Source organism: Aeromicrobium sp. Root472D3 (genome assembly GCF_001426485.1).
Taxonomy (GTDB): domain Bacteria; phylum Actinomycetota; class Actinomycetes; order Propionibacteriales; family Nocardioidaceae; genus Aeromicrobium.
Map to the genome: position 1 here is coordinate 14,686 of NZ_LMET01000001.1, position 22,570 is coordinate 37,255.

General features: G+C 72.4%; 27 protein-coding genes. 14 read left to right on the plus strand and 13 right to left on the minus strand.

From position 1 onward, the window contains the following. On the plus strand, nucleotides 1–771 hold the full coding sequence (locus ASD10_RS00085) for a sulfite exporter TauE/SafE family protein (protein WP_056602866.1): 771 nt from the start codon (nucleotides 1–3) through the stop codon (nucleotides 769–771). Nucleotides 772–1,080: 309 nt separating this feature from the next. Here ASD10_RS00085 and ASD10_RS18535 read toward each other — a convergent pair whose 3' ends face one another. Both ASD10_RS18535 and ASD10_RS18160 read right to left on the minus strand, forming a co-directional pair. After that, entirely contained in the window at nucleotides 1,081–1,560 is a 480-nt protein-coding gene (locus tag ASD10_RS18535; RefSeq protein WP_056602869.1) for a hypothetical protein, read from the minus strand. Beyond that, nucleotides 1,551–2,129: an RNA polymerase sigma factor gene (locus ASD10_RS18160; RefSeq protein ID WP_235501722.1), complete on the minus strand. Its 579-nt coding sequence runs from the start codon at nucleotides 2,127–2,129 to the stop codon at nucleotides 1,551–1,553. Before ASD10_RS18160 ends, ASD10_RS18535 begins: the two co-directional genes overlap by 10 nt. Nucleotides 2,130–2,280: 151 nt before the next feature. Here ASD10_RS18160 and ASD10_RS00100 point away from each other — a divergent pair, with 151 nt between their 5' ends. From ASD10_RS00100 to ASD10_RS18540, 9 genes are all read left to right on the plus strand, one after another. Continuing rightward, complete coding sequence (locus ASD10_RS00100; protein WP_056602872.1) at nucleotides 2,281–2,775, plus strand: Asp23/Gls24 family envelope stress response protein; 495 nt, start codon at nucleotides 2,281–2,283, stop codon at nucleotides 2,773–2,775. Next, nucleotides 2,765–3,067, plus strand: a complete 303-nt coding sequence (locus tag ASD10_RS00105; RefSeq protein WP_056602874.1) for a hypothetical protein — start codon at nucleotides 2,765–2,767, stop codon at nucleotides 3,065–3,067. The genes ASD10_RS00100 and ASD10_RS00105 overlap by 11 nt, the downstream gene beginning before the upstream one ends. After that, on the plus strand, nucleotides 3,064–3,351 hold the full coding sequence (locus ASD10_RS00110; protein WP_056602877.1) for a hypothetical protein: 288 nt from the start codon (nucleotides 3,064–3,066) through the stop codon (nucleotides 3,349–3,351). The genes ASD10_RS00105 and ASD10_RS00110 overlap by 4 nt, the downstream gene beginning before the upstream one ends. 16 nt (nucleotides 3,352–3,367) lie before the next feature. Continuing rightward, the gene (locus ASD10_RS18165) at nucleotides 3,368–3,544 is read left to right on the plus strand and encodes a DUF2273 domain-containing protein (protein ID WP_082555917.1); all 177 of its coding nucleotides are present in this window, start codon (nucleotides 3,368–3,370) and stop codon (nucleotides 3,542–3,544) included. After that, nucleotides 3,537–3,929: an Asp23/Gls24 family envelope stress response protein gene (locus ASD10_RS00115; protein ID WP_056602880.1), complete on the plus strand. Its 393-nt coding sequence runs from the start codon at nucleotides 3,537–3,539 to the stop codon at nucleotides 3,927–3,929. The genes ASD10_RS18165 and ASD10_RS00115 overlap by 8 nt, the downstream gene beginning before the upstream one ends. Beyond that, complete coding sequence (locus tag ASD10_RS00120; RefSeq protein ID WP_056602883.1) at nucleotides 3,926–4,453, plus strand: DUF6286 domain-containing protein; 528 nt, start codon at nucleotides 3,926–3,928, stop codon at nucleotides 4,451–4,453. Before ASD10_RS00115 ends, ASD10_RS00120 begins: the two co-directional genes overlap by 4 nt. Beyond that, the gene (locus tag ASD10_RS00125; RefSeq protein WP_056602886.1) at nucleotides 4,443–5,030 is read left to right on the plus strand and encodes a hypothetical protein; all 588 of its coding nucleotides are present in this window, start codon (nucleotides 4,443–4,445) and stop codon (nucleotides 5,028–5,030) included. The genes ASD10_RS00120 and ASD10_RS00125 overlap by 11 nt, the downstream gene beginning before the upstream one ends. 30 nt (nucleotides 5,031–5,060) lie before the next feature. Further along, nucleotides 5,061–5,234: a CsbD family protein gene (locus ASD10_RS18170; RefSeq protein ID WP_082555918.1), complete on the plus strand. Its 174-nt coding sequence runs from the start codon at nucleotides 5,061–5,063 to the stop codon at nucleotides 5,232–5,234. An 80-nt stretch (nucleotides 5,235–5,314) separates the two neighbouring features. Further along, nucleotides 5,315–5,455 carry a hypothetical protein gene (locus tag ASD10_RS18540; protein ID WP_157432389.1) on the plus strand — a complete coding sequence of 47 codons (141 nt, stop codon included), beginning with the start codon at nucleotides 5,315–5,317 and terminating at the stop codon, nucleotides 5,453–5,455. Between the two features lie 18 nt (nucleotides 5,456–5,473). Here ASD10_RS18540 and ASD10_RS00130 read toward each other — a convergent pair whose 3' ends face one another. From ASD10_RS00130 to ASD10_RS00140, 3 genes are read right to left on the minus strand one after another with little or no spacing between them, the layout of a single operon-like run. Beyond that, the gene (locus tag ASD10_RS00130) at nucleotides 5,474–6,568 is read right to left on the minus strand and encodes an NADH:flavin oxidoreductase/NADH oxidase (protein WP_056602889.1); all 1,095 of its coding nucleotides are present in this window, start codon (nucleotides 6,566–6,568) and stop codon (nucleotides 5,474–5,476) included. A gap of 31 nt (nucleotides 6,569–6,599) precedes the next feature. After that, entirely contained in the window at nucleotides 6,600–7,649 is a 1,050-nt protein-coding gene (locus tag ASD10_RS00135; protein WP_082556226.1) for a 3-hydroxyacyl-CoA dehydrogenase, read from the minus strand. Between the two features lie 2 nt (nucleotides 7,650–7,651). Continuing rightward, nucleotides 7,652–8,590, minus strand: coding sequence for a dihydrodipicolinate synthase family protein (locus tag ASD10_RS00140; protein WP_056602892.1), 939 nt, complete (start codon nucleotides 8,588–8,590; stop codon nucleotides 7,652–7,654). A gap of 58 nt (nucleotides 8,591–8,648) precedes the next feature. Here ASD10_RS00140 and ASD10_RS00145 point away from each other — a divergent pair, with 58 nt between their 5' ends. Continuing rightward, nucleotides 8,649–9,812 (plus strand): FAD-binding oxidoreductase, encoded by a 1,164-nt coding sequence (locus tag ASD10_RS00145; protein WP_162248805.1) that lies wholly within the window; start codon nucleotides 8,649–8,651, stop codon nucleotides 9,810–9,812. Between the two features lie 39 nt (nucleotides 9,813–9,851). Here the strand turns inward: ASD10_RS00145 and ASD10_RS00150 are convergent, their stop codons facing one another. From ASD10_RS00150 to ASD10_RS00175, 6 genes are all read right to left on the minus strand, one after another. Further along, complete coding sequence (locus ASD10_RS00150; RefSeq protein ID WP_056602899.1) at nucleotides 9,852–10,088, minus strand: hypothetical protein; 237 nt, start codon at nucleotides 10,086–10,088, stop codon at nucleotides 9,852–9,854. Between the two features lie 138 nt (nucleotides 10,089–10,226). After that, nucleotides 10,227–11,966: an FAD-dependent oxidoreductase gene (locus ASD10_RS00155; protein ID WP_082555920.1), complete on the minus strand. Its 1,740-nt coding sequence runs from the start codon at nucleotides 11,964–11,966 to the stop codon at nucleotides 10,227–10,229. Then, entirely contained in the window at nucleotides 11,963–13,516 is a 1,554-nt protein-coding gene (gene gcvPB / locus ASD10_RS00160; RefSeq protein ID WP_056602904.1) for an aminomethyl-transferring glycine dehydrogenase subunit GcvPB, read from the minus strand. Before gcvPB ends, ASD10_RS00155 begins: the two co-directional genes overlap by 4 nt. Then, the gene (gcvPA, locus tag ASD10_RS00165; RefSeq protein ID WP_056602909.1) at nucleotides 13,513–14,907 is read right to left on the minus strand and encodes an aminomethyl-transferring glycine dehydrogenase subunit GcvPA; all 1,395 of its coding nucleotides are present in this window, start codon (nucleotides 14,905–14,907) and stop codon (nucleotides 13,513–13,515) included. The genes gcvPB and gcvPA overlap by 4 nt, the downstream gene beginning before the upstream one ends. A 31-nt stretch (nucleotides 14,908–14,938) precedes the next feature. Continuing rightward, complete coding sequence (locus tag ASD10_RS00170) at nucleotides 14,939–16,114, minus strand: ATP-NAD kinase family protein (protein ID WP_056602912.1); 1,176 nt, start codon at nucleotides 16,112–16,114, stop codon at nucleotides 14,939–14,941. 2 nt (nucleotides 16,115–16,116) lie between these two features. After that, nucleotides 16,117–17,478 carry an aminotransferase gene (locus ASD10_RS00175; RefSeq protein ID WP_056602915.1) on the minus strand — a complete coding sequence of 454 codons (1,362 nt, stop codon included), beginning with the start codon at nucleotides 17,476–17,478 and terminating at the stop codon, nucleotides 16,117–16,119. Nucleotides 17,479–17,579: 101 nt separating this feature from the next. Here ASD10_RS00175 and ASD10_RS00180 point away from each other — a divergent pair, with 101 nt between their 5' ends. From ASD10_RS00180 to ASD10_RS00190, 3 genes are all read left to right on the plus strand, one after another. After that, nucleotides 17,580–19,052 carry an NAD-dependent succinate-semialdehyde dehydrogenase gene (locus tag ASD10_RS00180; RefSeq protein WP_284148564.1) on the plus strand — a complete coding sequence of 491 codons (1,473 nt, stop codon included), beginning with the start codon at nucleotides 17,580–17,582 and terminating at the stop codon, nucleotides 19,050–19,052. Continuing rightward, on the plus strand, nucleotides 19,049–19,813 hold the full coding sequence (locus ASD10_RS00185; RefSeq protein WP_056602919.1) for an SDR family NAD(P)-dependent oxidoreductase: 765 nt from the start codon (nucleotides 19,049–19,051) through the stop codon (nucleotides 19,811–19,813). Before ASD10_RS00180 ends, ASD10_RS00185 begins: the two co-directional genes overlap by 4 nt. Before the next feature lie 70 nt (nucleotides 19,814–19,883). Continuing rightward, entirely contained in the window at nucleotides 19,884–20,687 is an 804-nt protein-coding gene (locus tag ASD10_RS00190; protein WP_056602925.1) for an IclR family transcriptional regulator C-terminal domain-containing protein, read from the plus strand. A gap of 12 nt (nucleotides 20,688–20,699) precedes the next feature. Here ASD10_RS00190 and ASD10_RS00195 read toward each other — a convergent pair whose 3' ends face one another. Both ASD10_RS00195 and ASD10_RS00200 read right to left on the minus strand, forming a co-directional pair. Then, nucleotides 20,700–21,500, minus strand: coding sequence for an amino acid ABC transporter ATP-binding protein (locus ASD10_RS00195; protein ID WP_056602927.1), 801 nt, complete (start codon nucleotides 21,498–21,500; stop codon nucleotides 20,700–20,702). Continuing rightward, on the minus strand, nucleotides 21,500–22,468 hold the full coding sequence (locus ASD10_RS00200) for an amino acid ABC transporter permease (RefSeq protein ID WP_082555921.1): 969 nt from the start codon (nucleotides 22,466–22,468) through the stop codon (nucleotides 21,500–21,502). Before ASD10_RS00200 ends, ASD10_RS00195 begins: the two co-directional genes overlap by 1 nt. Nucleotides 22,469–22,570: the final 102 nt, after the last annotated feature.

Here is a 22,570-nt window from a genome sequence, read left to right on the forward strand (position 1 = left end):
GTGGACCTCTCGACCCTCGACCACCTCGCGGTCATCGGCGCCGGCTTCGGCGCCGGTGTCGTCGCGGCGTCCGTCGGCGTCGCCTCGCTCGTGAGCTTCCCCGTGCTGCTGGCGCTCGGCCTCCCCCCGGTGACGGCCAATGCGTCCAACACCGTCGGGCTGGTGCCGGGCGGGCTCAGCGGGTCGTTCGGCTACCGCCGCGAGCTGCGGATGCACCCCCGGGTGACCGCCGCGGTGGTCGTGACGAGCGCCGTCGGCGCCGTCGCGGGGGCGGTGCTGCTGCTCGCGCTGTCGCCGGACGTCTTCGAGTCGCTCGTGCCGTGGCTCATCCTGTTCGCGTGCCTGCTCGTGGGGTTCCAGCCGGTCGTCGCGCGCCGCCTCCGCGAGCGCCGCACCGGGCCGCAGGAGGACCGGCTGCTGCCGTCGACGCCGACGACCGCGGCGCTCGGTGCGGCCGGCGTCTACGGCGGGTACTTCGGCGCCGGGCAGGGCGTCATGGTCGTCGCGGTGCTGGGTCTGGGGCTCGACATCGACCTCAAGGTCGTCAACGGGCTCAAGACCGTCGCGTGCCTGGCCGCCAACGTCGTCGCGACCGTGGTCTTCGTCGTCGCCGCCGACCTCGACTGGACCGTCATCGGCCTGCTCGGCATCGGATCGGTCGTCGGCGGCTACGTCGGTTCACGCATCGGGCGCCTGCTGCCGGACGCGCTGTTCCGCGGCCTCGTGGTGGTGGGTGGCTCGGCGGCGGCGATCGCCCTCATGCTCACCTGACCCCGGCGACCGCGCCCCGCCCTCGTTCGCCAGGGAGCGCAGCGACCGTGAGGGCGGAGCCCGAGGCGAACCACAGCGATCAGGCTTGCGTCAGGTCGCCTCGCTTCGCTCACGGTCGGCCGCGGGCGGCCTCCCTGGCGACCGCATGCCCTCGTTCGCCAGGGAGCGGAGCGACCGTGAGGGCGGAGCCCGAGGCGAACCACACCGATCAGGCTCGCGTCACGACGCCGCCCCCACTCGCTAGCGCTCNNACGGCCTCCCTGGCGACCGTGAGGGCGGGGGCGGGCGGCCTCCCTGGCGACCGGTCGGCTACTCGGTGTGGGGGTCGCCGTCGACGACGTCGACGACGTCGATCGCGATGTCGCGCTCGGGGTCGAAGTCGGGGTCGTGACCCAGCAGCTCGTGGACGACGGCCGCCGCGGCCGTGCGCGCGGCGCGCCCCTCGGCCTGCAGGTCGAGCCCGTAGCGGCACACCAGCGCGATGCGGATCGCGGTGCACCGGTCGTCGTCGACCTCGATGTCGACCGAGTCGGCCGCCCTGTCAGGGGTGTCGACGGCGTCGCGCAGACGCGGCGCGAGGATGCGCCCCGAGACCCGGACGACCGAGCCGCGCGCGTCCCGCTCTGCCCGCCCGTCGGCGGTGAACGAGATGACCGCCGACGCGGGCGTGACGAGCGTCCGCACGCGGTCCATGACCGACTGCGAGACCTCGACCCACCCCGTCTCGGTCTCGTCGCGCAGCGCGATCGTCGCGCGCTCGAGAGGATCGGGTGTCTGCTCTACCGCCATTGCGCCATCCTCTCCGCCAGGTTCCTGCGGCCTCGGTGCAGCTGGCCCCTGACGCTGTCGGGCGTCATGGCAAGGGTAGTCGCGATGTCGTCGTAACTCATCTCCTCCAGCTCCCGCAGCAGCCACACGGCCCGCTGCTGGTGCGGCAACTCGGCCAGCGCGGCCTGCAGCGCCGCGACGAGCTCCTTGTCCATGACGTCCTGCAGGGGGTCACGGTTCGCGGGAGGTGCGACCGCCGCGAGGAAGTCGTCCGCGACGGGTGTCGGGCGCCGCTTGCGCTGCAGGTCGACGGCCCGGCGCGACACCAGGCTGAACAGCCACGTCCGCAGCGACGACCTGGCCTCGAACGTCTCGATGTTCTTCCACGCCGAGATGAACGCCTCCTGCACGACCTCGCCCGCGTCGGTGCGGTCACCGCCGACCATCCGGATCGCGAACCGGTACATGCCCGGGCCGTGCCGGTGGATGATCGCGTCGAAGGCCGACCGGTCACCGAGCCGCACCCGGCGGACCAGGACGTGGTCGGCCGGCTCCGTGTCCGACGCGTCGCCGGCTGAGTCGTCCAGCACGCACACATCGTGTCGGCGGTGCCGGGGGTCCGCCACTCGAACGCCGCACCCCCCGCACGACGCTGTGACCCAGATCACGACACGGCCGGCGTGACGATCGGCCACCTCGCGACGACCAACAGATGTTCGTTCAACCGAAAGGCAACCAGACATGGCCGACACCACCACGACCTCCGCCGCGAAGACGACCTCTCCGGCGACGACGTCCAGCACGACCTCCACCGAGGTCGTCAAGGCCGAGGCCACCGGTCCCCTCGCCTCGCAGCAGGGACGCACCTCGATCGCCGACACCGTCGTGTCGAAGATCGCCGGCATCGCGACGCGCGAGGTCAGCGGCGTCCACGACCTCGGCGGCAACACCGCCCGTGCCGTCGGAGCGCTCCGCGAGCGCATCCCGGGATCGCGCACCAACCTGAGCCAGGGCGTCAACGTCGAGGTCGGCGAGCGCCAGGCGGCCGTCGACGTCGACCTGATCGCCGAGTACGGCGTCTCGATCGCCGAGCTGGCGTCGGGCGTGCGTCGCAACGTCATCGGCTCGGTCGAGCGCATGACGGGCCTGGAGGTCACCGAGGTCAACATCACGGTCCTCGACGTGCACCTCGAGGGCGACGACAGCGACCAGCCCAGCGAGTCCCGTGTCGAGTGACGCGGCACCGGCCCCCGACGCCGCCGAGGCCATCGCGTCGGCCACGCTCGCCGTGGCCGGTGTGAGCGCGCTGCACGCGGGCGTCGTGGGCGAGGTCGCGACCTACCTGCCGGGCCGCCGGGTCAACGGCGTCCGCCTGCGGGACGACTCGTGCGAGGTGCACATCGTCCTCGAGTGGGGCAGCCCGGTCGTCGCGACCGCCGACGACGTCCGCACCGCGATCGAGCCGCTCGTCGACGTGCCCGTGCACGTCACGGTCGAGGACGTCGCGGGCCCCGGGGACACGCTGTGACACCGCCGCCCGGCGACCCGGCCGACCGCCTCGCGGCGCACCGGGCGGCGCGTCGGGCGGCGATCAAGCAGCACCATCCCGACCGCGGCGGCAGCAGCGACGAGCTGCGCCGCGCGCTCGACCGGCTCGACGCCCCACTGGGACGCACGTCCCAGATCACACCCATCCGACCCGACGCCCGCTCCGAAGCACGGGTGGATGGGGTGCTGCGCACCGCGATCCACCGGCTCCGCCGCCTCCTCCCGAGGCGCCTGCCCGGCTCGCGTCGCTACATCCAACTCTGAAGCCAAGGACCATCGCATGAAGCTCTCCATCATCGGCCTGTTCGCGGGCCTGCTCCTGGCCATCGCCATCGCGATCGGCGGGTTCGGCGCCTTCCTCGGCGCCGTCGTGCTCGGCGTCATCGGTCTCGCCGCCGGCGCCCACCTCGACGGCGACATCGATCTCACGAGCATCCTGAGGGGCCGACGTGAGTGACACGATCGAAGCTCCCGCGGGCCTGGCGCCCGCCGAGGAGCGCGGCACCCTCGACGTCCGCACCAAGGCGCTCGAGCACCTCGTCGCACACGCCGCCCTGCAGGTGCCGGGGTGCGTCGCACGTCCCGCCGGGCTCCACCCGCTGACCCGCAGCCTGCCGTCCGCGTCCGTGACGTTCCGCGGCTCCGTCGCGGTCGCCGACCTGCACGCCGCGGCCACCTGGCCGTGCCGCGTGCAGGAGCTCGCGACGACGATCCGCGACACGGTCCGCGCCGAGGCCTCCCGCCTGTCGGGCACCGACATCGGTCGCGTCGACGTCACGCTGCACGTCGTGCCCGTCGACGAGGCCGTCGGGGCCACGACGTCGCAGCGGAGGGTCCTGTGAGCCCCCGCGTCGCGCCGCCCACCGGCCGCCCCGCGGCATCAGGCGCGTCCCTGCTGCTGGGGACCGCCCTGATCGGCCTCGCCGTCGTCTCGGTGCACGACCTCGCGGTCGACCGTGGCTGGGCCGGCGGCCCGTCGTGGACGGGATCGCTGCTGGACGCGGCGGACGGCCTGACGGCCGGCACCGGCGTCGTGATCACCGCGGTCGCCGCCGTCGTCGTCGGCCTGGTCCTGCTCGTCGCCGCGCTCAAGCCCGCCCCGCGGACGCACGAGAGCACGCCCGGCCCGTCGGACGTGTGGGTCACCCGCAAGGCCATCCGGGCCGTCGCCGTCGGCGCCGCCGAGGACACCGCGGGTGTCGCGGCCGCCCGAGCCACCCACCGGCGCGGACGCGTCGTCGTGACGGTGCAGTCCGACCGACCCGACGCCGCCACGCACGTCGAGACGTCCGTGCGCGAGGCCCTCGCGGGCCTCACGACGCACGACGTCGCCATCAGGACCACGGAGGTGAAGCATGACGCGTAGGCTCGCAGCGATCGACCGGACGGTCACGGCCCTGGTGGGTCTCGCCCTGATCGCCGGAGGGGTGGCCCTGCTCGACTGGCGCTACCGCTGGTTCGGCACCTGGAGCGACAGTGTCTCGACGGCCCGGCTCGACGACGTCGAGTCGAGCGCCTGGTGGCCGTGGGTCTTCGCCCTCGGCGGCGTGGTCCTGGGTCTCGTCGGCCTGCTCTGGCTGCTGTCGCACGCGCCCCGACCCGGCGAGAAGGCGGTCCGGCTGCCGGACGCGTCCGACCGCGCCGGCAGCGTCCACGTCGACCTCAGCGGCGTCGCCAAGGCCGTCGCGGCCGACTTCGAGGCCCGCACCAACGTCACCCACGTCAAGGGCACGGCCCGCCGCCAGGGACGCACCCACGTCATCGAGCTGCGCGGCCAGCTCGACCCCCACGTCACCGGAGGCGACATCGAGTCCGCCGCCAGCCGGTGCACCCACGACGTCTCGGACGCCTTCCCCGACGGCCACACGGTCTGCCGAGTCCTCCTCGGCCACGACCACCGTCGGAGCGGGCGCACCCGGGCGAGCGCACACCGCGTGCGCTGAACCACCACCACACCATCGAAGGAGAACATCATGGGTATCGCTGACAAGGCCAAGAACGCCGCCGAGGACCTCGCCGGAAAGGCCAAGGAGGTCGTCGGGGACGTCACGAACAACGACGAGCTCAAGGCCGAAGGCAAGAAGGACCAGGCGACGTCGTCCGTCAAGGACGCCGGCGAGAACGTCAAGGACGCCTTCAAGAAGTAGTCACACCGGCACCACCGCGTGGCGGGGACGGCGATCCGTCCCCGCCTCGTCCACTTCCCACCGAACGAGAGTCATCAGACATGGCACACCCCAAGCGCAACCTCTTCACCGTCCTCGGCTGGATCGTCTGGAAGGCCCTGGCCCTGGTCGGCCTGCCGATCGCCCGCAAGAAGCTCGACGAGCGCCGCAGCAACCGCAGCCTGCGCCGCGGTCGTCGCTAGCCGACCCGGGGAACCCGCCTACCGACCGGGCCGCAGGACGGCCCGGCGGTACTGGGCGGGGAACAGCGCCGACCCGTCGACGTCGAGCTCGCGCGAGGCCCGCAGCGGCCAGCGCGGCTCGCGCAGGGCCGCGCGTCCCAACAGGACGACGTCGGACTCCCCCTCGTCGAGGATGTCCTGGGCGTCGCGCGGGTCGGTGATCAGCCCCACCGCACCCGTGGGGATGTCGGTCGCCCGACGGATGCGCCCGGCGAGGCCCACCTGGTAGCGCGGCCCGACCGGGATCTCCTGGTGCTCGACCGCCCCGCCGGACGAGACGTCGACGAGGTCGACGCCGGCGTCCGCGAGCATCTGCACGAGCTCGACCGACTGGTCCGGGTCCCACCCGCCGTCGGCCCAGTCGGTCGCCGAGATGCGCAGCAGCAGCGCCGCACCGGCCGGCAGCACCGCGCGGACCGCCGCGACGACCTCGCGCAGCAGGCGGCTGCGGCCCTCGAGGTCGCCGCCGTACTCGTCGTCGCGGTGGTTGATCAGCGGTGACAGGAACTCGTGGAGCAGGTAGCCGTGCGCCGCGTGGATCTCGACGCCGTCGAAGCCCGCCAGCACGGCGCGACGGGCGCCCTCGGCGAACAGCGACGGCATCGCGCGCACCTCGTCGACGCCCAGCGCGCGGCACGGCGCGAGCGAGCCGAACGACCCGACGCTCGGGCCGACCGTCTCCCACCCGCCCTCGGCCGCCTCGACCGTGCCGGTGCGTCCGCTCAGGTCGGAGTGCGTCGACGCCTTGCGGCCGGCGTGCGCCAGCTGCATCACGATGCGGGTGTCGTGCTCGTGCGCGAACTCCACGACCGGGCGCCAGCTGTCGACGTGCTCGTCCGACCAGATGCCGGCGTCCTCGGGGCTGATGCGTCCCTCGGGCACGACGGACGTCGCCTCCGTGACGACCAACCCGAAGCCGCCCGTCGCGAACGCGCCGTAGTGCACGCGGTGCCACGCGGTCGGGTGGCCGTCGCGGGCCAGGCAGCTGTACTGGCACATGGGGGCGACCCAGACGCGGTTGCGCACGTCCACCCCGCCGACGGCGACGGAGGAGAACAGGGAGGTGGCGGACATCGAGGTGCTTCCTTCGGTCGGACGGAGCGGGTCAGGTGGCGGCGGGAGCCGTGGCGGCGGCGACGGCGGGGGCGGGGGCGACCCCGTTCAGCGGGTTGTCGAAGCCGCGCATCAGCGCCGCGATCGCGATCATGGTGCGGTCGCGCTCACGGACGTTGTCGGCCCAGTCGTCGTGCGGGAGGCTCTGCTCGATCTCGCGGGCCACGCGGTCGACGGTATCGGGTGTCCACGGGTCCTCCGTGGAGCGCTCGATGCCCAGCCGTGCGTACACGCGGCCGTGCAGCTCGGCGTGCTGCCGCAGCCCCCCGCGCGTGTTGAGCTCGTTGGTCGCGAACGGTCCCATGACCGCCCACCGACGGCCGAGACCCTCCCGCACGATGGTGTCGACGTCGACGGGCGACACGACGCCGTCCCGCACGAGGCAGTACGCCTCGCGCAGCAGCGCACCCTGCAGCCGGTTGAAGACGAAGCCCTCGATCTCCCTCGTCAGCACGACCGGGGCCATCTCGAGCGACTCGACCATCGAGACGGCATTCGCCACCGTCTCGGAGGACGTGAAGGGCGCCGGCACGATCTCGGCGACCCGCAGGAAGTACGGCGGGTTGCCGGGGTGCACGACGAGGCAGCGGTCGCGTCCGGGCAGCCCGTCGGCGAAGCGCGACGCCATGATGGTCGAGGTCGAGCTGGCCAGGACGGTGCCGGGCGACGTGGCGGCGTCGAGTGCGGCGAACAGCGAGCGCTTGGCGCCGACCTCCTCGAGGATGCACTCCTGCACGTACGACACCCCGGCGACGGCCTCCTCGAGGCTCGCGCAGGCCCGCACCCGGCCGATGACCGTCGACACGTCCCCGGCGACCAGCCCGACGAGGGCCATCTGCTCGATCGTGTCGGCGACCTCCTCGACCGACGCGTCGAGGCGACGCGGGTCGAGGTCGAACAGGCGCACGGAGCGGCCGGCGCACGCGAACACGACGGCCCACGCCACACCGATGCTGCCGGCACCGACAACGGCGACGGGATCGGCGGCGCCGCGGCCCGCCGACCGGTCCCCCGCGGAGGTGTCCTCGTTGACGAGGCTCACGGTCACACGCCGATCTGCTGCGCGTAGTCGTCGATCTCGCCGAGGACGGCCATGATGCGGGCGGCCTTCTCGTCGCCCTCGGGACCGATCTGGTCGAAGCGCGTGATGGGTGCCCGGACCGGACCGACGGGGTGACCCTGGCGGCGGGCGAGCTCCTTGGAGTACGCCTGGTGGCCGTACGTCGGGTGGCCCTCGGCGATGATCGCGTCGAACCGGTGGATCAGGTCGTCGATGTGGCGGGCCTCGTCGATGCGGCCGGCCTCGAGCAGCCCCCACATGCCGGCGGACGCGCGGGGGATGTAGTTGCCGTACGGGTTGACGTATCCCTTGGCACCGAGCAGGTACGAGTCGACGGGCTTCTCGCCGGCGTAGACGATCATGTCGTCGCCCGCGAGCTCGACGACCTCGCCGACGCGCTCGACCTCCTGCGACGACTCCTTGATGTACGACACGGTCGGGAACGCCTTGGCGAGACGGGCCACGAGGGCAGCGCTCATGTCGACGTTGGTCGTGACGGGGTTGTTGTAGAGCATGATCGGCAGGTCGACGGCGTCCGTGATGGCCTCGTAGTACCAGAAGACCTCGTCGTCGGTCGGCGTGTAGTAGTACGGCGGCGCGATCATCAGGCCGTCGGCGCCGAGCTCGGCGGCGTCGCGGGCCGCCTCGATCGCGAACGGCGTGAAGGCGTTGGTGGCACCCACGAGCACGGGGATGCGTCCGTCGATGTGTCGCACGGTCTCGTCGACCAGGAGGCGCCGCTCGTCACGGGTCAGCGTGAGGAACTCGCCCGTCGAGCCGAGCATGATGATGCCGGGCACGCCGGACTCGAGCTGCCAGTCCAGGAACCCCTTCAACCGCGAGACGTCGATGGCGCTGGCGTCGTCGGTGAAGGGGGTGACGGCAACGGTGTAGCTGCCTTCGAAAGCCTGCGGCGTTGTCATGGTGACCTCTCTGCGAACACTTGTACGTTCTGTGAACACCTACGATACGATGAGAAGCATGCAAGAGGGAACACCGGCGCCAGAAGTTTTCGATGTCGTCGTGATCGGTGGCGGCGCCACCGGTGCCGCGACGGCGTACTACGCGAGCCGCGACGGCGCGCGCGTCCTGCTCCTCGACCGCAACGACCTCAACACCGAGGCCTCGGGGCGCAACGCGGGCAGCCTGCACGGCCAGATCCAGCACGAGCCGTTCCTGCACATGGGCGACGACTGGGCCCGTGACTGGTTGCCGGCCCTGGCCTTCCTCGCCGACTCGCTCGCCGTCTGGGACGGCCTGTCGGCCGAGCTGGGCGTCGACCTCGAGGTCAAGAAGAAGGGCGGGCTGCTGCTCGCCGACCGGCCCGACCAGCTGCCCGACATCGAGCGCAAGGTCGCGTTCGAGCGCTCGATCGGCATCGACAGCCGCATGCTGACCCGCGACGAGGTCGTGGCGCTCGCGCCGTGGGTCTCCGACGAGGTCGTGGGCGGCGAGCTGTGCCCCATCGAGGGCAAGGCCAACCCGCTGCTGACGGCCCCCGCGTTCGCCCGGGCCGCGCTGCGGCACGGCGCCACGGTGCGCACGGGCGTGTCGGTCTCGGGGCTGGAGGAGACGTCCGGGGGCCTCCACCGCGTCGTGACGACCGACGGCTCGTTCGACACCCGCAGCGTCGTCATCTGCACCGGCGACACGATGCCGGTGTTCGGCGAGATGCTCGGCATCAACCTGCCCGTCACGAGCGAGGCCGTGCAGGTCAGCGTGACCGAGCGCATCGAGCCCCTCGTCGACCACCTGGTCTACTACGCGGGCGGCAAGCTGACGTTCAAGCAGGCCACGACCGGCACGCTGCTGATCGGCGGCGGCTGGCCCGCACGGCGCGACGCCGACGGAGCCTGGGTGCTCAACCCCGACTCGCTGCGCGAGAACCTCGCGATCGCCGTGCGCATCGCCCCGACGATCTCGTCGGTCAAGCTGCTGCGCACGTGGGTCGGGGTCGGCAACGGGACGCCCGACCAGCGGCCCATCCTCGGCGAGGTGCCGAGCCACCCGGGCGTCTTCGTGGGCATCTACCCCTACATGGGATTCACCGCGAGCCCCCTGATGGGGCAGACGCTCGCGGCGCTCGCGGCCGGTCGCGACCCGGGCCGCGACCTGACGCCGTTCGACCCGCTGCGCTTCAGCTGACGCCGGGCCGCGGACGTCCGCGGCGGCCGGTCGCCCGGCTCAGTAGTAGTAGTAGAACGACCACACGTTGTTGGCGATCTTGTGGCACGAGAGGTAGATCCTGTACCCCTGCAGCTGCATCTGGCGCTGCCCGTACTGACACGTGCGCAGCGACGAGAAGTTCACGTTCGCCGCATTCGCCTCGGCCGGCGTGGCCCCGACCAGCCCGACACCCGCGGCCAGTGTCAGGCCGGCGACGGCGCCGGTGATGCGTGTCGTGGTGCGTGTCCTGGTCATGTGAACTCCCCCGAGCAGGTCCGTCCCTCAGACGGCTTCCAGTGCGTCGAGCCTAGAGCAGGAGCACGTCCGCCGGCCAGCACGGCGCGACGGTGACGTCGGAGCAGGACGGCTCGGCGACCACCGGCCACGCGTGCGTCACCCCACCGGCGACGACGTCTCGGGAGGGTTGGCGACGTCGACCAGCCGCACCGGCTTGACCGGCGCCTGGGGCGCGAAGCCCGTCCGCTCCCCCGCCGGCCGCCCCGTCGTGCGCGCGCCCAGGGCGCTCAGCACGGGGCCGCAGTAGCGGCCCTGGCACTTGCCCATGCCGACGCGGGTGAGCCGCTTGACCGCGCCCGCGCTCGTCACGCCGTCCTCGAGCCCGGCCGCCATCTCGCCGAGCGTGATGTTCTCGCAGCGGCACACGACGGTGTCGTCCGCCGCGAGCTCGTCGGTCAGCACGGGTGCGCCGAACAGCCGCAGCATCGCGTCCTGGAACCTCAGGTGCCGGGCGGCACGCCGCCGGTCGGCCGCGGGCGGACGACCGTCCGCGCCGGACAGGTCGAGCGCGACGGCCGACCCCGCGAGACGGCCCTGGGCCTGCGCGAACTTGGCACCCTGCACCCGGGCGCTGTCGCCGATGACCCACACGTCGGGCCGTGACGTGCGGCCCGAGTCGTCGGTCCGCGTGACCAGGGCGCCGCGGTCGGCGTCGAAGACGTGCTCGCACCCCAGCGACCGCGCCAGGTCGTTGCTCGGGACGAACCCGTAGCCGAGGCACACCGCGTCGACGTCGAACGTCCGCTCACGACCCGTCGGACATCCGTCGCGGTCGAGCCGGCGGACGACCGCCCGGCGCACGCCGTCGACGGGATCGCCCTCGAGGGCCGTGACCGCCGAACCGGTCACGAGCGGGACGCGCCGCCGCACCAGCGAGGCGAGGTAGCGCATGCCGTCGCGCATCAGGCCCGGCGACGCCACGGCCATCGCGGCGACCGCACCGCCACGGGTCGGCTGCATGATGCGGCCGAGCTCGACCAGGCCGACGACCTCGGCGCCCGACCGGGCCAGCTCGTACGCGAGCTGGATGTTGAGCGGTCCGTTGCCCGCGACGAGGATCCGCGAGCCGGCCGTGACCTGGTACGACCGCAGGAGGCTCTGACCGGCCCCCGTCGTCATGACGCCCGGCAGGGTCCACCCCGGCACGGGGACGCCCCGCTCGTAGGCGCCCGTCGCGATGACCAGGCGCCGCGGACGGATGACCCACCGCTGCCCGTCGGAGCGCGCGACGACGTGATCGGTGTCGAACGCGGCCCACACCGTGGTGCCGAGCAGGATCGTGGCACCCGACGCCTGCACCTCGGCCACGAGCGCGCGTCCCGCCCTGAACTGGGCGTCGAGGCGCTGCTCGTCGAGGCTGAACGCCTTGCTGGGCTGCTTGTAGTACTGGCCGCCGAGCGACGACCGGTCGTCGACCAGCACGACGTCGAGACCCTGCCGCGCCAGCTCGGCGGTCGCGGCGAGGCCCGACGGCCCACCCCCGACGACCAGCACGTCGGGCGTCAGCTCGGACTGCGGCGTCGACTCGACCTCCACGAAGGCGTCGAGGGGTGGCCGGACCGGCTGCGCCCGGACGTCCATGCCGTCGGCCGCCGGGGTCATGCACGCCAGCACGCCGCCGTCGCCGTCGACCGACACGGTGCACTCGTGGCACACGCCCATGCCGCACCAGACGCCGCGGCGTCCGGCCGACTCGTCGTCGCGCATGCCCCGCGACCCCGCCGCGACCATCGCCGAGGCGATCGTGTCGCTCGCGGTCACGGGGACCGTCTCGCCGTGCACCGACATCTCGCCGCCGTCGTCGGCCGGGCCCACGCCCGGGAGGTGCACCCTCATGCCGTCACTCCCCCGCGCGCCGCACGGGTGCCGTGCTTGCGGACGTACGCCCGCCACGTCGTCGCCCACCGGTCGGGGTCGTCGAGCCCGCTCGGGTCGATCTTCGCGACGACCTGCCGGTGCGGGGCGGTGCGCACCAGCTCGGGGTCGGTCCGCGCCTCGTCGAGCACGTGCGCCAGCACGTCGATCCACGTGTCGATGTCCTCCTTCGACCACATCTCGCCCGCCTCGGGCGTGAACGGCTCGGGGACGATCCACGGCTCGTGGCTCAGCCACATCGCGTCGATGCCGAAGTCGGACATGCGGTTCTGGACGTCGACGGCCGTCACGCCGGTCTCGGCGGTGATCTCGGCCATCGAGAACCGCGTCATCTCGAGCCGGGGGTCGCCGAGCCCGGGCAGCGACCGCGTCACGCCGGGCACCCGGAGGATCCGCTGCTCCATGTAGTTGTTGGCCAGGACCGACAGGTCGGCGGCCTCGCGCAGCCCGTCGGTGCCCATGGCGCGCAGCCAGCTGTACGCCTTGACGAGCTGGTGGACGTTGCCGAGGTACTCGCGCACGCGGCCCACGCCCTGCTCGGGCTCCTCCAGCACGAACGCGCCGTCGACCTCCGCGATGACGGGCCCGGGCAGGAAGCGCGCCAGCTCGGCGGAGCAGCCGTACGCGCCGACGGCCGGACCGCCTCCGCCCTTCGGGACGCCGAACGTCTTGTGCAGCATGAACATGCACGCGTCGAAGCCCAGGGCGGCGGCCTGCACGCGCGTCATGACGCCGTTGAAGTTGGCGTGGTCGTAGAAGCACAGCCCGCCGACCTCGTGGACGGCCTCGACCCACTCCTTGACGTGCGGGTTGTAGATGCCCATGTCGTCGGGGTTGTTGACCATCAGGGCGGCGGTCTGCGGGCCGATGGCGGCCTTGAGCGCCTCGAGCGACGGGTAGCCGTCCTCCTCGACGGGCAGCGTCACGACCTCGAAGCCGGCGGCCGCGGCGGTCGCGGGGTTGCACGGGTGCGCCTGCGCCGTCGTGACGATCTGCCGCCGCTGCGCCAGCTCGCCCCTCGACGCGTGGTACGCCCGCGTGACGCACACGTGCAGGAACGCCGCGTCGGCGCCGCCACCGGGCTGGAAGCTGAACGCGTCCATGCCCGACAGGTTCTTCAGGCCCTCGCCGAGGGCGTGGACGATGCCCAGCAGCCCCTGGTAGGTCGACGGGTCCTGGCGCGGGTGCACCGCCGCGACCTCGGGACGGGCGACGACGGCCTCGTTGACGCTCGGGTTGTGCTTCATGGTGCACGTGCCGAACAGGCTGATGCCCATCATGCCGAGCGTCTCCTGCGCCAGGTGCAGGTAGTGGCGGCGGGCCTCGTACTCGGCCAGCTCCGGCAGCTCCGGCGGCGCGGTGCGCAGCAGCGACTCCGGCAGCAGCGGCGCGTCGTCGGCGTCGTCGGACCACGGCGCGGGTGGCACGAAGCCGCGACGGCCCGGCGCCCCGAGCTCGAGGACGACGGGCTCGTCCCACACGGGCGCGTGGTAGCGGCGGGTGACGCTCATGCGCAGATCTCCTTCAGTGCGTCGACGAGCTCGCGCACGTCGTCCTCGGTGTGGATCTCGGTGATGCAGTACAGCGCGCAGCCGTCGAGGGCCGCGTGGCTGCCGGTCAGGTCGTGCCCGCCGAGGATGCCCCGCGCGAGCAGGGCGGCGTCGATCTCGGCGACGGTCAGCGAGGTCGCCGTGAAGTCGACGACGAGCTCCTTGAACGCCCGGTCGGCGTGGCGGACCGTCACGCCCGGCACCTCGGCGATCAGGGCCGCCGCGGCGCGGACGTTGCGGACGAGCGTCGTGCCCAGGTCGGCGAAGCCCTGCGGCCCGAGCAGCGTCATGTAGACCGCGGCGCGGACGGCCCACAGGTACACGGAGTTGCCGGTCCAGTCCTTCGCGAGCTCACGGGAGCCGTACGAGCTCTGCTCGAACAGCGTCATGCCGAACGCCAGCTCGCCCGGCCGGGTCGTCGGGGCGGCGCTGACCTGCAGGGTCGGGAACTGCCGCGCGTACCGCTCGTCGTCGCGCGTCGCGATGAACCCCCCGACCCCGCCACCGGCGTTGAGCGGGATGCCGAGCGGCTGGATCGAGCCCACGACGATGTCGGCGCCGAACGACCCGGGCGGGCGGAGGACGCCGAGCGACGTCGGGTCGACCGACACCACGGCCTCGGCGCCGACCGAGTGGGCCAGCTCGACGGCGGCCTGCACCTCGTGCTCGACGACGCCCCAGGCGTTGGGGGTCTCGACGTAGACCGCCGCGACCCGGTCGTCGACCAGCCCGCGCAGCGCCTCGAGGTCGAGCGTGCCGGTCGCCGGGTCGACGGGGATCTCGCGCACCGTGATCGAGCCCGGCAGGTCGGGCGAGCCGCAGTACGTGTCGATGACCCGGCGACGCTCGGGGTCGACGGTGTCGGGCACCAGCACGACGTCGCGGTCCGTCAGACGGGCCGCCATCCGCAGGGCGTGCCCCGTCGCGCAGCCCCAGCTGTAGACGGGCAGGCCGACGAACTCGGTGTCGAGCAGCGCGCCGAGCTGCGACGAGAACTCGAACCAGATCTGGTTGCGTCCGTGGTCGGAGCTGGGCGTGCCCCACACCGACGTCGCGATCTCGGGGCGGGCCGCCACCTCGTCGCACAGCGACGGGACGTAGTGGTTCCAGTAGCCGCCGCCGAGGAACGACAGGTGCGTCTGGGTCGAGACCGTGCCGCGCAGGCGCCGGTCGAGCTCGCGCCGCAGGGCGGCCTCCGAGACGATGCCGGGCACGTCGGTCGTCACGCCGGCCCGGTGGTCGGCCGGGATCTGGTCGAAGAGCGACTCGACGTCGTCGATCCCCAGGGCGCTCATCATCGCGGCGCGGCTGCCGGCGGCCGAGTTGGCCATGTAGGGGTGCACCTGGTTCATGACGATGCGGTCCTTCCGTGGGGGTCGTGCGCTACGCGAGCGCGGGGATGTCGATCGAGGGGGCGGCGGAGCTGACGATCCGCATCATGGTCGTGCGTCCCGGCCCGACGTGGACCGGACGGTAGCCGTCCAGGCCGCGGACGGGCTCGGCGTCGCCGAGGTCGACGTGCAGCACGGGTGGGCTGAGCGATGCGAGCTTGGAGGCCGCCGCGACGACGTGCAGGCGGTCGGGCCCGACGCGGTCGAGCACGCGGGCGCTGAGCTCGTGGTTGCCGCGACCGAGCAGGAAGCCCTGCCCGCCGACCACGCCGAGCAGCACGTGGGTGGCGGGGTCGGCGGCGGCGTCGAAGACCTGGCGCTCGGTCGCGTCGCGCACCGCCGAGCCGTCGGCCGCCACGACGTCGACGCCGTGGACCGTCGACGTCAGGCCGAGCCCGCGCGCGACGTCGGCGACCGTGGCGCCGGGGCCCAGCACCCACTGCGCGCCGGGGCCCGCGGTGTCGCGCAGCTGGCGGCCGACGGCCTCGAGCATCGACGGGTCGGGCACCGCGGACGTCCGCTTCGCGCCCTGCAGCAGGGCGCGGGCGACCGGCACCCGCACCGACCCGGTGACCTGCGGTCCGTCGCCGTCGCCGCCCACGACGTCGAGCAGGTCGCACGACTCGGACCGCACGCGCCCCTCGACCACCGCGAGCAGCAGGTCACCGGCGGCCTCGGGGGTGCGGGCGAAGACGCCCGAGTGCATCTTGACGCCGGCCGGCACGCCGACGACCAGCGTCGTGCCGACGTGGCCGGCCAGGTCGGTCGCGGTGCCGTCGCCGCCCGAGAACAGCAGGCAGTCGACGCCGAGGTCGAGGCCCACGACCGCCCGTGCCGCCGCGACGGTGTCGGACACCGTGGTGGGGCCCGACGCGGCCCGACCGACCACGCGGTGGTCGAGCCCCATGTCGGCCAGCAGGTCGGCCCCCAGCGCTCCGGGGGCCGTCACGAACCGGGTGCCGCGCGGGAGACGGTCGGTGGCCCGCGCGAGGGCACGGCGCATGCGGTCGGTCGCACGACCGGCCTCGAGCGCCTCGCGGTGCTGGCGGTCGTCGAGGTCGGCGGTGCCGTGCATCGCACGCGGCCCGCCGTAGCCGGCGATCGGGTTGACCAGCACGCCGATCACCCGCCCGCCGACCACCTCGTCGCCACCGACCGCCCGCGCCATGGTCAGGCCTTCACCGCGACGGACTCGGCGGCCCGCCTCACGCCGTCGACCATGGCCCGGATCTCGTCCTCCGTCGTCGTGAACGGCGGCGAGAACGAGACCGTGTCAGCCGCCGGGAGGGCACGGGTCACGACGCCGTTCTCGAGCGACGCCCGGGTCACGGCGGCACTGAACTGGCCCACCGCGTCGAACGGCGTGCGCGACGCCGGGTCCTTGACGAACTCGACCGCCGCGACCAGGCCGGTGCCACGGATCTCCGCGACGTTCGGGTGGTCGGCGAAGGCGCTGCGCAGCTCGGAGTGCAGCAGGGTGCCGAGGTCGCCGGCCCGCTGCACGAGCCCGTCGCGCTCGATGATGTCGAGGTTCGTCATGGCGGCCGCCGCGGCGAGCGGGTGCGCCGAGTAGGTGTAGCCGTGGCCGAAAGCGCCGTAGCGGCTCGACCCCTCGACGATGACGTCCCACACCTTGCTGCCGACGAGGCACGCCGAGAGCGGGACGTAGGCCGACGTGATGCCCTTGGCCACGGTCATGAGGTCGGGGCGCGCACCGACCGCGGTGCTGCCGAACTCGACGCCGAGGCGTCCGAAGCCGCAGACGACCTCGTCGGCGATCAGCAGCACGTCGTGCGTGTCGAGCACCTTCTGGATCTCGGGGAAGTACGTCTCCGGCGGGACGATGACGCCGCCGGCGGCCATGACCGGCTCGGCGATGAAGGCCGCGACGGTGTCGGGGCCCTCGGCCACGATCAGGTCGTCGAGCTCCTGCGCGAGGGTGCGGGCGAACTCCTCGTCGGTCGCGCCGGGCTCGCGCTCCCACAGGCGGTGGGGCGGGCGGACGTGCCGGATCATCGGCAGCGGCAGGTCGAAGCCGTCGTGCAGGTTCGCCAGGCCCGTGAGGCCGCCCGACAGCACCGTCACGCCGTGGTAGCCGCGGTGCCGCGAGATGATCTTCTTCTTCTCGGGGCGTCCCAGCAGGTTGTTGTAGTACCAGACGAGCTTGGCCTGCGTGTCGTTCGCGTCGGAGCCGGAGTTGCCGAAGAACACCTTGGCCATCGGCACGGGCGCCATCTGGATCAGGCGCTCGGCGAGGCGCGCGGGGGCCTCGGTGCCCATCGACGAGAAGGCGTGGAAGTACGGCAGCTTCGAGGCCTGGCGGTGCAGCGCGTCGGCCATCTCGGGGTGCGAGTAGCCGATGTTGACGCACCACAGCCCCGCCATGGCGTCGAGGTAGCGGCGACCGTCGGCGTCGACGACGGTCGAGCCGTGCGCCTCGACGATCGAGATCGGCGGACCCGACTGCTGGTGCGTGGCCAGCACGGTGAACGGGTGGAAGACGTAGTCCCGGTCCAGGTCGGCGATCGACATGGGCACCTCTCTTTCGTTCGAAGGGCGAACTTATGGTCGCTAGACGAACGTACCCGCTAGAGTGGACGACGTCCACCGTTCTCCGACGACGATTGGGTTCCATGATGACCAGTGCCACCGAACGGTCCGAGGCCTCGGGCCTGCTCAGGACCGACCTCTACATCGACGGGCAGTGGCGCGCCGGCGGCGACGGCGTGCGCACCGACGTCGTCGACCCCTCGACCGGCGAGCTCGTCGCCCGGGTGGCCGACGCGACGCGCGACGACGTCCTCGAGACCGTCGCGGTCGCCGAGCGCGCCTTCGTCGAGTGGTCGCGCCGCCCCGCCCCCGAGCGGTCGCGGATCCTGCGGCGCTGGTTCGACCTGATCGTCGAGGAGGCCGACGCCCTGGCCGAGATCCTGACCGCCGAGCAGGGCAAGCCCCTCGCTGAGGCCCGCGGCGAGATCATCTACGGGGCCGGCTTCGTCGAGTGGTACGCCGAGGAGGCCAAGCGCGTCTACGGCGAGATCATCCCGCCGAACGTCGACGGCCGGCGCATCCAGGTCACGCGCAGCGCGATCGGCGTCACGTGCGCCATCACGCCGTGGAACTTCCCCTCGGCGATGATCCTGCGCAAGGTCGCCCCCGCCCTCGCGGCCGGGTGCACCATGATCGTCAAGCCGGCCAGCGAGACGCCGCTGTCGGCCTTCGCGCTGGCCGAGCTGGCACACCGCGCCGGCGTCCCGGCGGGCGTCCTGAACGTGGTCCACGGCGACGCCGCGATGATCGGCGACGTGCTGACGACCCACGAGTCGGTGCGGGCGCTGAGCTTCACCGGCTCGACCGCGATCGGCAAGCTGCTGATGAAGCAGTCGAGCAGCACCGTCAAGAAGCTCGCACTCGAGCTCGGCGGCAACGCGCCGCTCATCGTGTTCGACGACGCCGACCTCGACGAGGCCGTGAAGGGCGCCGTGGCGTCGAAGTTCCGCAACGCCGGCCAGACGTGCGTGTGCGCCAACCGCATCCTCGTCCAGGACGGCATCCACGACCGCTTCGTCGAGGCGTTCACGGCCGCCGTGCGCGAGCTCAAGGTCGGCGACGGGCGCGACCCGGAGTCGACGCAGGGGCCGCTGATCTCGCAGGCCGCGGTCGACAAGGTCTCGGCGCACGTCGCCGACGCCGTCGACAAGGGCGCGACGGTGCTGCTCGGAGGGCACCCCCACGAGCTGGGCGGCACGTACTTCGAGCCGACGGTGCTCGACGGCGCGCGCCCCGACATGGTCATCGCCCACGAGGAGACGTTCGGGCCCGTCGCGCCGATCTTCACCTTCTCGACCGAGGACGAGGCCGTCGCGATGGCCAACGACACGCCCTTCGGGCTCGCCGCCTACTTCTTCAGCCACGACCTCGGCCGCGTGACGCGCGTCAGCGAGGCGCTCGAGTTCGGCGTCGTCGGCGTCAACACGGGCCTCATCTCCTACGAGGGGGCGCCGTTCGGCGGGGTCAAGCAGTCGGGCCTCGGGCGCGAGGGCAGCAGCCACGGCCTCGACGAGTTCACCGAGCTGAAGTACGTGTGCGTGGAGGGGATCCGATGAACGACCTGACGGGCAAGACCATCCTGCTGACCGGCGCCTCGCGCGGCGTCGGACGGGCGATCGCCGAGCGGCTCGCCGGCACGGGGGCGACGCTCGTCGCCCACTACAACAGCAGCCGCGAGGGCGCCGACGAGGCGACGCGGGGATTCGCCTCCGACCGCGTGCACCTGCTGCCCGCCGACCTGAGCCACCCCGAGGGTGCCGCGGGTCTCTGGGCCGCGACCCTCGAGGCCGTGGGCCGCGTCGACGCGGTCGTCCTCAACGCCGGCATCATGCCGAAGGTCGAGATCGACGCCCCCGACGCGGAGTGGGACGACACGTTCCGCACGGCCCTGCAGGTCAACACGTTGAGCCCCGCCGACCTCACGCGCCGCGCCGCCGAGCACTTCGCGGACCACGGCGAGGGGGTCGTGGTGGGCATCAGCAGCTGGGTGACGCACCGCGGCGCCGGGCACCCGAACCTCGCGACGTACGCCGCGTCGAAGGCCGCGTACGCCGCCCTGCTCAAGACCGTCGCGCGCGCGTACGCGCCGCGCGGCGTGCTGACGTACCTGATCGCCCCCGGCGCCGTCGACACCGAGATGACGGCGTCGTCCTCGCTCGACCGCGGCGGGCTCGACGAGATCCGCCGCACCCTCGCGATGGGCGAGCTCGTGCCGCCCGAGGAGATCGCCGAGCTCGTGGCCGTCCTGTGCGAGGGACGTCTGCGGCACCTCAGCGGCGCGACCCTCGACGTCAACGGTGCGTCGTACGTGCGGTGACGGATTCTTGCCATCGGCAGGCCGACACACTATGTTCGCCCTGCGAACCACCGTGCCCCTAGGAGGCAGCATGCCCCAGACCGAGACGGACGCGGCCGACGACCGTCGTCCCGGCGAGTTCGTCCAGTCGCTCGACCGAGGCCTGGCCGTCATCCGGGCGTTCTCCGACGACAACGACATGCTGACCCTGGCCGAGGTCGCCAAGATCGCGGGCCTCAGCCGGGCGTCCGCGCGGCGGTTCCTGCTGACGCTCGAGACCCTCGGCTACGTCGGGTACCGGCAGAACCGGTTCTACCTGCGGCCGCGCGTGCTCGACCTCGGCTACGCGTTCCTGTCGTCGTCGTCGAGCGTCGAGGTCACGCAGGACCACCTCGACAAGCTCTCGGCCCGCATCGGCGAGTCGTGCTCGGCGTGCGAGTACGACGACGGCGACATCGTCTACATCGCCCGTGCGGCGGCCGACCGCATCATGACGATCCGCCTGAGCGTCGGACGTCGCCTGCCGGCGTTCTGCACGTCGACCGGGCGCGTGCTGCTGTCGTCGTTCACCGACGACCAGCTCGACGAGTACTTCGCGACCTATCCGCGCGAGAGCTTCACGGCGCAGACCATCACCGACGAGGGCGAGCTGCGCGAGCGCCTCGCCGAGGTGCGCGAGCGCGGCTGGTCGATCAACAACCAGGAGCTCGAGCTCGGGGCCCGCTCGATCGCCGCGCCCGTGGCGGACGCCACCGGCCGGTTCGTCAACGCCGTCAACATCTCGGTGCCGACGTCACGCGTGTCGGTCGAGCAGCTCGTCGACGAGTTCCTGCCCGAGCTCCTGTCGACCACGGCGCAGATCGGCGCCGACATCTCGCACCTCCGGCTCAGCTGAGACCGGCGGCGCTCAGACCGCGGGTCGGGTCTCGCGGTCGCCGGCGCTGCCGATGCGCGACAGGAACCGCTGCGTGCGCTCCTCCTGCGGGTCGTCGATGACCTGGGCCGCGGGGCCCTGCTCGATGATCTTGCCGCCGTCGACGAACACGACGCGGTCGGCCACGTCGCGGGCGAACTCGATCTCGTGGGTCACGATCAGCATCGTGAGACCCTCGTCGGCCAGCAGCTTCATGACCGACAGCACCTCGCCGACGGTCTCGGGGTCGAGCGCCGACGTCGGCTCGTCGAACAGCATGACCTTGGGACGCATCGCCAGCGCGCGGGCGATCGCGACGCGCTGCTGCTGGCCGCCCGACAGCTGGCGGGGGTAGGCGTCCTCCTTGCCCTCGAGGCGCACGTGGGCGAGGAGCTCACGGGCCCGCTTCTCGGCGTCGGCCTTCGGCTGCCCCGCGACGCGGATCGGCGCCTCGACGATGTTCTCGAGCACCGTCATGTGGCCGAACAGGTTGAACGACTGGAAGACCATGCCGATCGACGAGCGCTGGCGCGCGAGGTCGGCGACCGGGACGTCGACGAGCCTGCCCTTGCGCTCCTGCACGCCGATCAGCTCGCCGTCGACCCGGATCGTGCCGTGGTCGGGCTTCTCGAGGAAGTTGACGCAGCGCAGCAGCGTGCTCTTGCCCGAGCCGGACGGGCCGATGATGCAGACGACCTCACCGGCGTCGACCTCGAGGTCGACCCCGTCGAGGACGCGCAGCGATCCGTAGCGCTTGCACAGCTGGTCGATCCTGACGAGCGGGTCGGCGGTCATCAGATGGTCTCCTCGTGGCTGAAGAACTTCTCGGTGGGCTTGCGCCGCTGCGGCAACCGGTCACGCCACGTGACGGGGGCGTTGCGGGTCGCGCCCTTGGCGAACTTTCGCTCGATGAAGTACTGGGCGATGTTCAGGATCGTGGTCAGGACGAGGTACCAGATGCTCGCCACGACCAGCAGCGGGATGGTCTCGAACGTGCGGGCGTAGATGACCTGCACGGTGTAGAGGAGCTCGTTCATCGAGATGATGCTGACCAGGCTCGTGCCCTTGAGCATCGAGATGACCTGGTTGCCCGTGGGCGGCACGATGACGCGCATGGCCTGCGGGAGGATGATGCGGCGCATCGACTGGCGGCGCGTCATGCCGAGCGCGGCCGACGCCTCGGTCTGTCCGTGGTCGACCGACAGGATGCCGGCGCGGAAGATCTCGGCCATGTAGGCGCCCTCGCACAGCCCCAGTCCGAGGGTCGCGGCGACGAGCGGCGTGATGAGGTCGTTGGTCGAGCCGCTGACGAGGTCCGGGCCGAACGGGATGCCGATCGACAGCTCCGGCAGGAAGCTCGCGAGGTTGTACCAGAACAGGATCTGGACGAGGACCGGCGTGCCGCGGAAGACCCAGATGTACGCGCCCGAGACCGCGTTGAGGACGATGCTCGGCGAGAGCCGCATGAGGGCGAGGACGAGGCCGATCAGGCAGCCCAGCACCATCGCGATGACGGTGAGCTGGATCGTGCGGGCGACACCGGCCAGCACGTCGCCGTCGAACATGTACGACCACACCACGGACCACTGGAGGCTGTCGGACGACAGGAAGGTCGCGACGACCTGGAAGGCCAGCAGCAGGACGATGATCTTCGCCGCCCAGGCCAGCACGGTGCCCACGAGCGGCGACCGGCGCGAGCGGACCGGCGTCATCGAGTCGTCGCCCGGCTCGGCGGGTCGTGTCGCTGTCGTGGTTCGATTCATCGGGTCGCCCCGTTACCTGAGTCACACGTCATACCCACAACCTAAGCAGAGTCGAGCCGTTCGTCAAGCGACCATTCGTTCGCTTAACGAACACTTAACACC

Bases quoted from the DNA above. Each gene is read 5' to 3' on its own strand.
- ASD10_RS18535 (WP_056602869.1), bottom strand. From the start codon at position 1,560: ATGGCGGTAGAGCAGACACCCGATCCTCTCGAGCGCGCGACGATCGCG.
- ASD10_RS00100 (WP_056602872.1), top strand. From the start codon at position 2,281: ATGGCCGACACCACCACGACCTCCGCCGCGAAGACGACCTCTCCGGCG.
- ASD10_RS18165 (WP_082555917.1), top strand. From the start codon at position 3,368: ATGAAGCTCTCCATCATCGGCCTGTTCGCGGGCCTGCTCCTGGCCATC.
- ASD10_RS00125 (WP_056602886.1), top strand. From the start codon at position 4,443: ATGACGCGTAGGCTCGCAGCGATCGACCGGACGGTCACGGCCCTGGTG.
- ASD10_RS18170 (WP_082555918.1), top strand. From the start codon at position 5,061: ATGGGTATCGCTGACAAGGCCAAGAACGCCGCCGAGGACCTCGCCGGA.
- ASD10_RS18540 (WP_157432389.1), top strand. From the start codon at position 5,315: ATGGCACACCCCAAGCGCAACCTCTTCACCGTCCTCGGCTGGATCGTC.
- ASD10_RS00130 (WP_056602889.1), bottom strand. From the start codon at position 6,568: ATGTCCGCCACCTCCCTGTTCTCCTCCGTCGCCGTCGGCGGGGTGGAC.
- ASD10_RS00140 (WP_056602892.1), bottom strand. From the start codon at position 8,590: ATGACAACGCCGCAGGCTTTCGAAGGCAGCTACACCGTTGCCGTCACC.
- ASD10_RS00145 (WP_162248805.1), top strand. From the start codon at position 8,649: ATGCAAGAGGGAACACCGGCGCCAGAAGTTTTCGATGTCGTCGTGATC.
- ASD10_RS00150 (WP_056602899.1), bottom strand. From the start codon at position 10,088: ATGACCAGGACACGCACCACGACACGCATCACCGGCGCCGTCGCCGGC.
- ASD10_RS00155 (WP_082555920.1), bottom strand. From the start codon at position 11,966: ATGAGGGTGCACCTCCCGGGCGTGGGCCCGGCCGACGACGGCGGCGAG.
- gcvPB (WP_056602904.1), bottom strand. From the start codon at position 13,516: ATGAGCGTCACCCGCCGCTACCACGCGCCCGTGTGGGACGAGCCCGTC.
- gcvPA (WP_056602909.1), bottom strand. From the start codon at position 14,907: ATGAACCAGGTGCACCCCTACATGGCCAACTCGGCCGCCGGCAGCCGC.
- ASD10_RS00170 (WP_056602912.1), bottom strand. From the start codon at position 16,114: ATGGCGCGGGCGGTCGGTGGCGACGAGGTGGTCGGCGGGCGGGTGATC.
- ASD10_RS00175 (WP_056602915.1), bottom strand. From the start codon at position 17,478: ATGTCGATCGCCGACCTGGACCGGGACTACGTCTTCCACCCGTTCACC.
- ASD10_RS00180 (WP_284148564.1), top strand. From the start codon at position 17,580: ATGATGACCAGTGCCACCGAACGGTCCGAGGCCTCGGGCCTGCTCAGG.
- ASD10_RS00185 (WP_056602919.1), top strand. From the start codon at position 19,049: ATGAACGACCTGACGGGCAAGACCATCCTGCTGACCGGCGCCTCGCGC.
- ASD10_RS00190 (WP_056602925.1), top strand. From the start codon at position 19,884: ATGCCCCAGACCGAGACGGACGCGGCCGACGACCGTCGTCCCGGCGAG.
- ASD10_RS00195 (WP_056602927.1), bottom strand. From the start codon at position 21,500: ATGACCGCCGACCCGCTCGTCAGGATCGACCAGCTGTGCAAGCGCTAC.
- ASD10_RS00200 (WP_082555921.1), bottom strand. From the start codon at position 22,468: ATGAATCGAACCACGACAGCGACACGACCCGCCGAGCCGGGCGACGAC.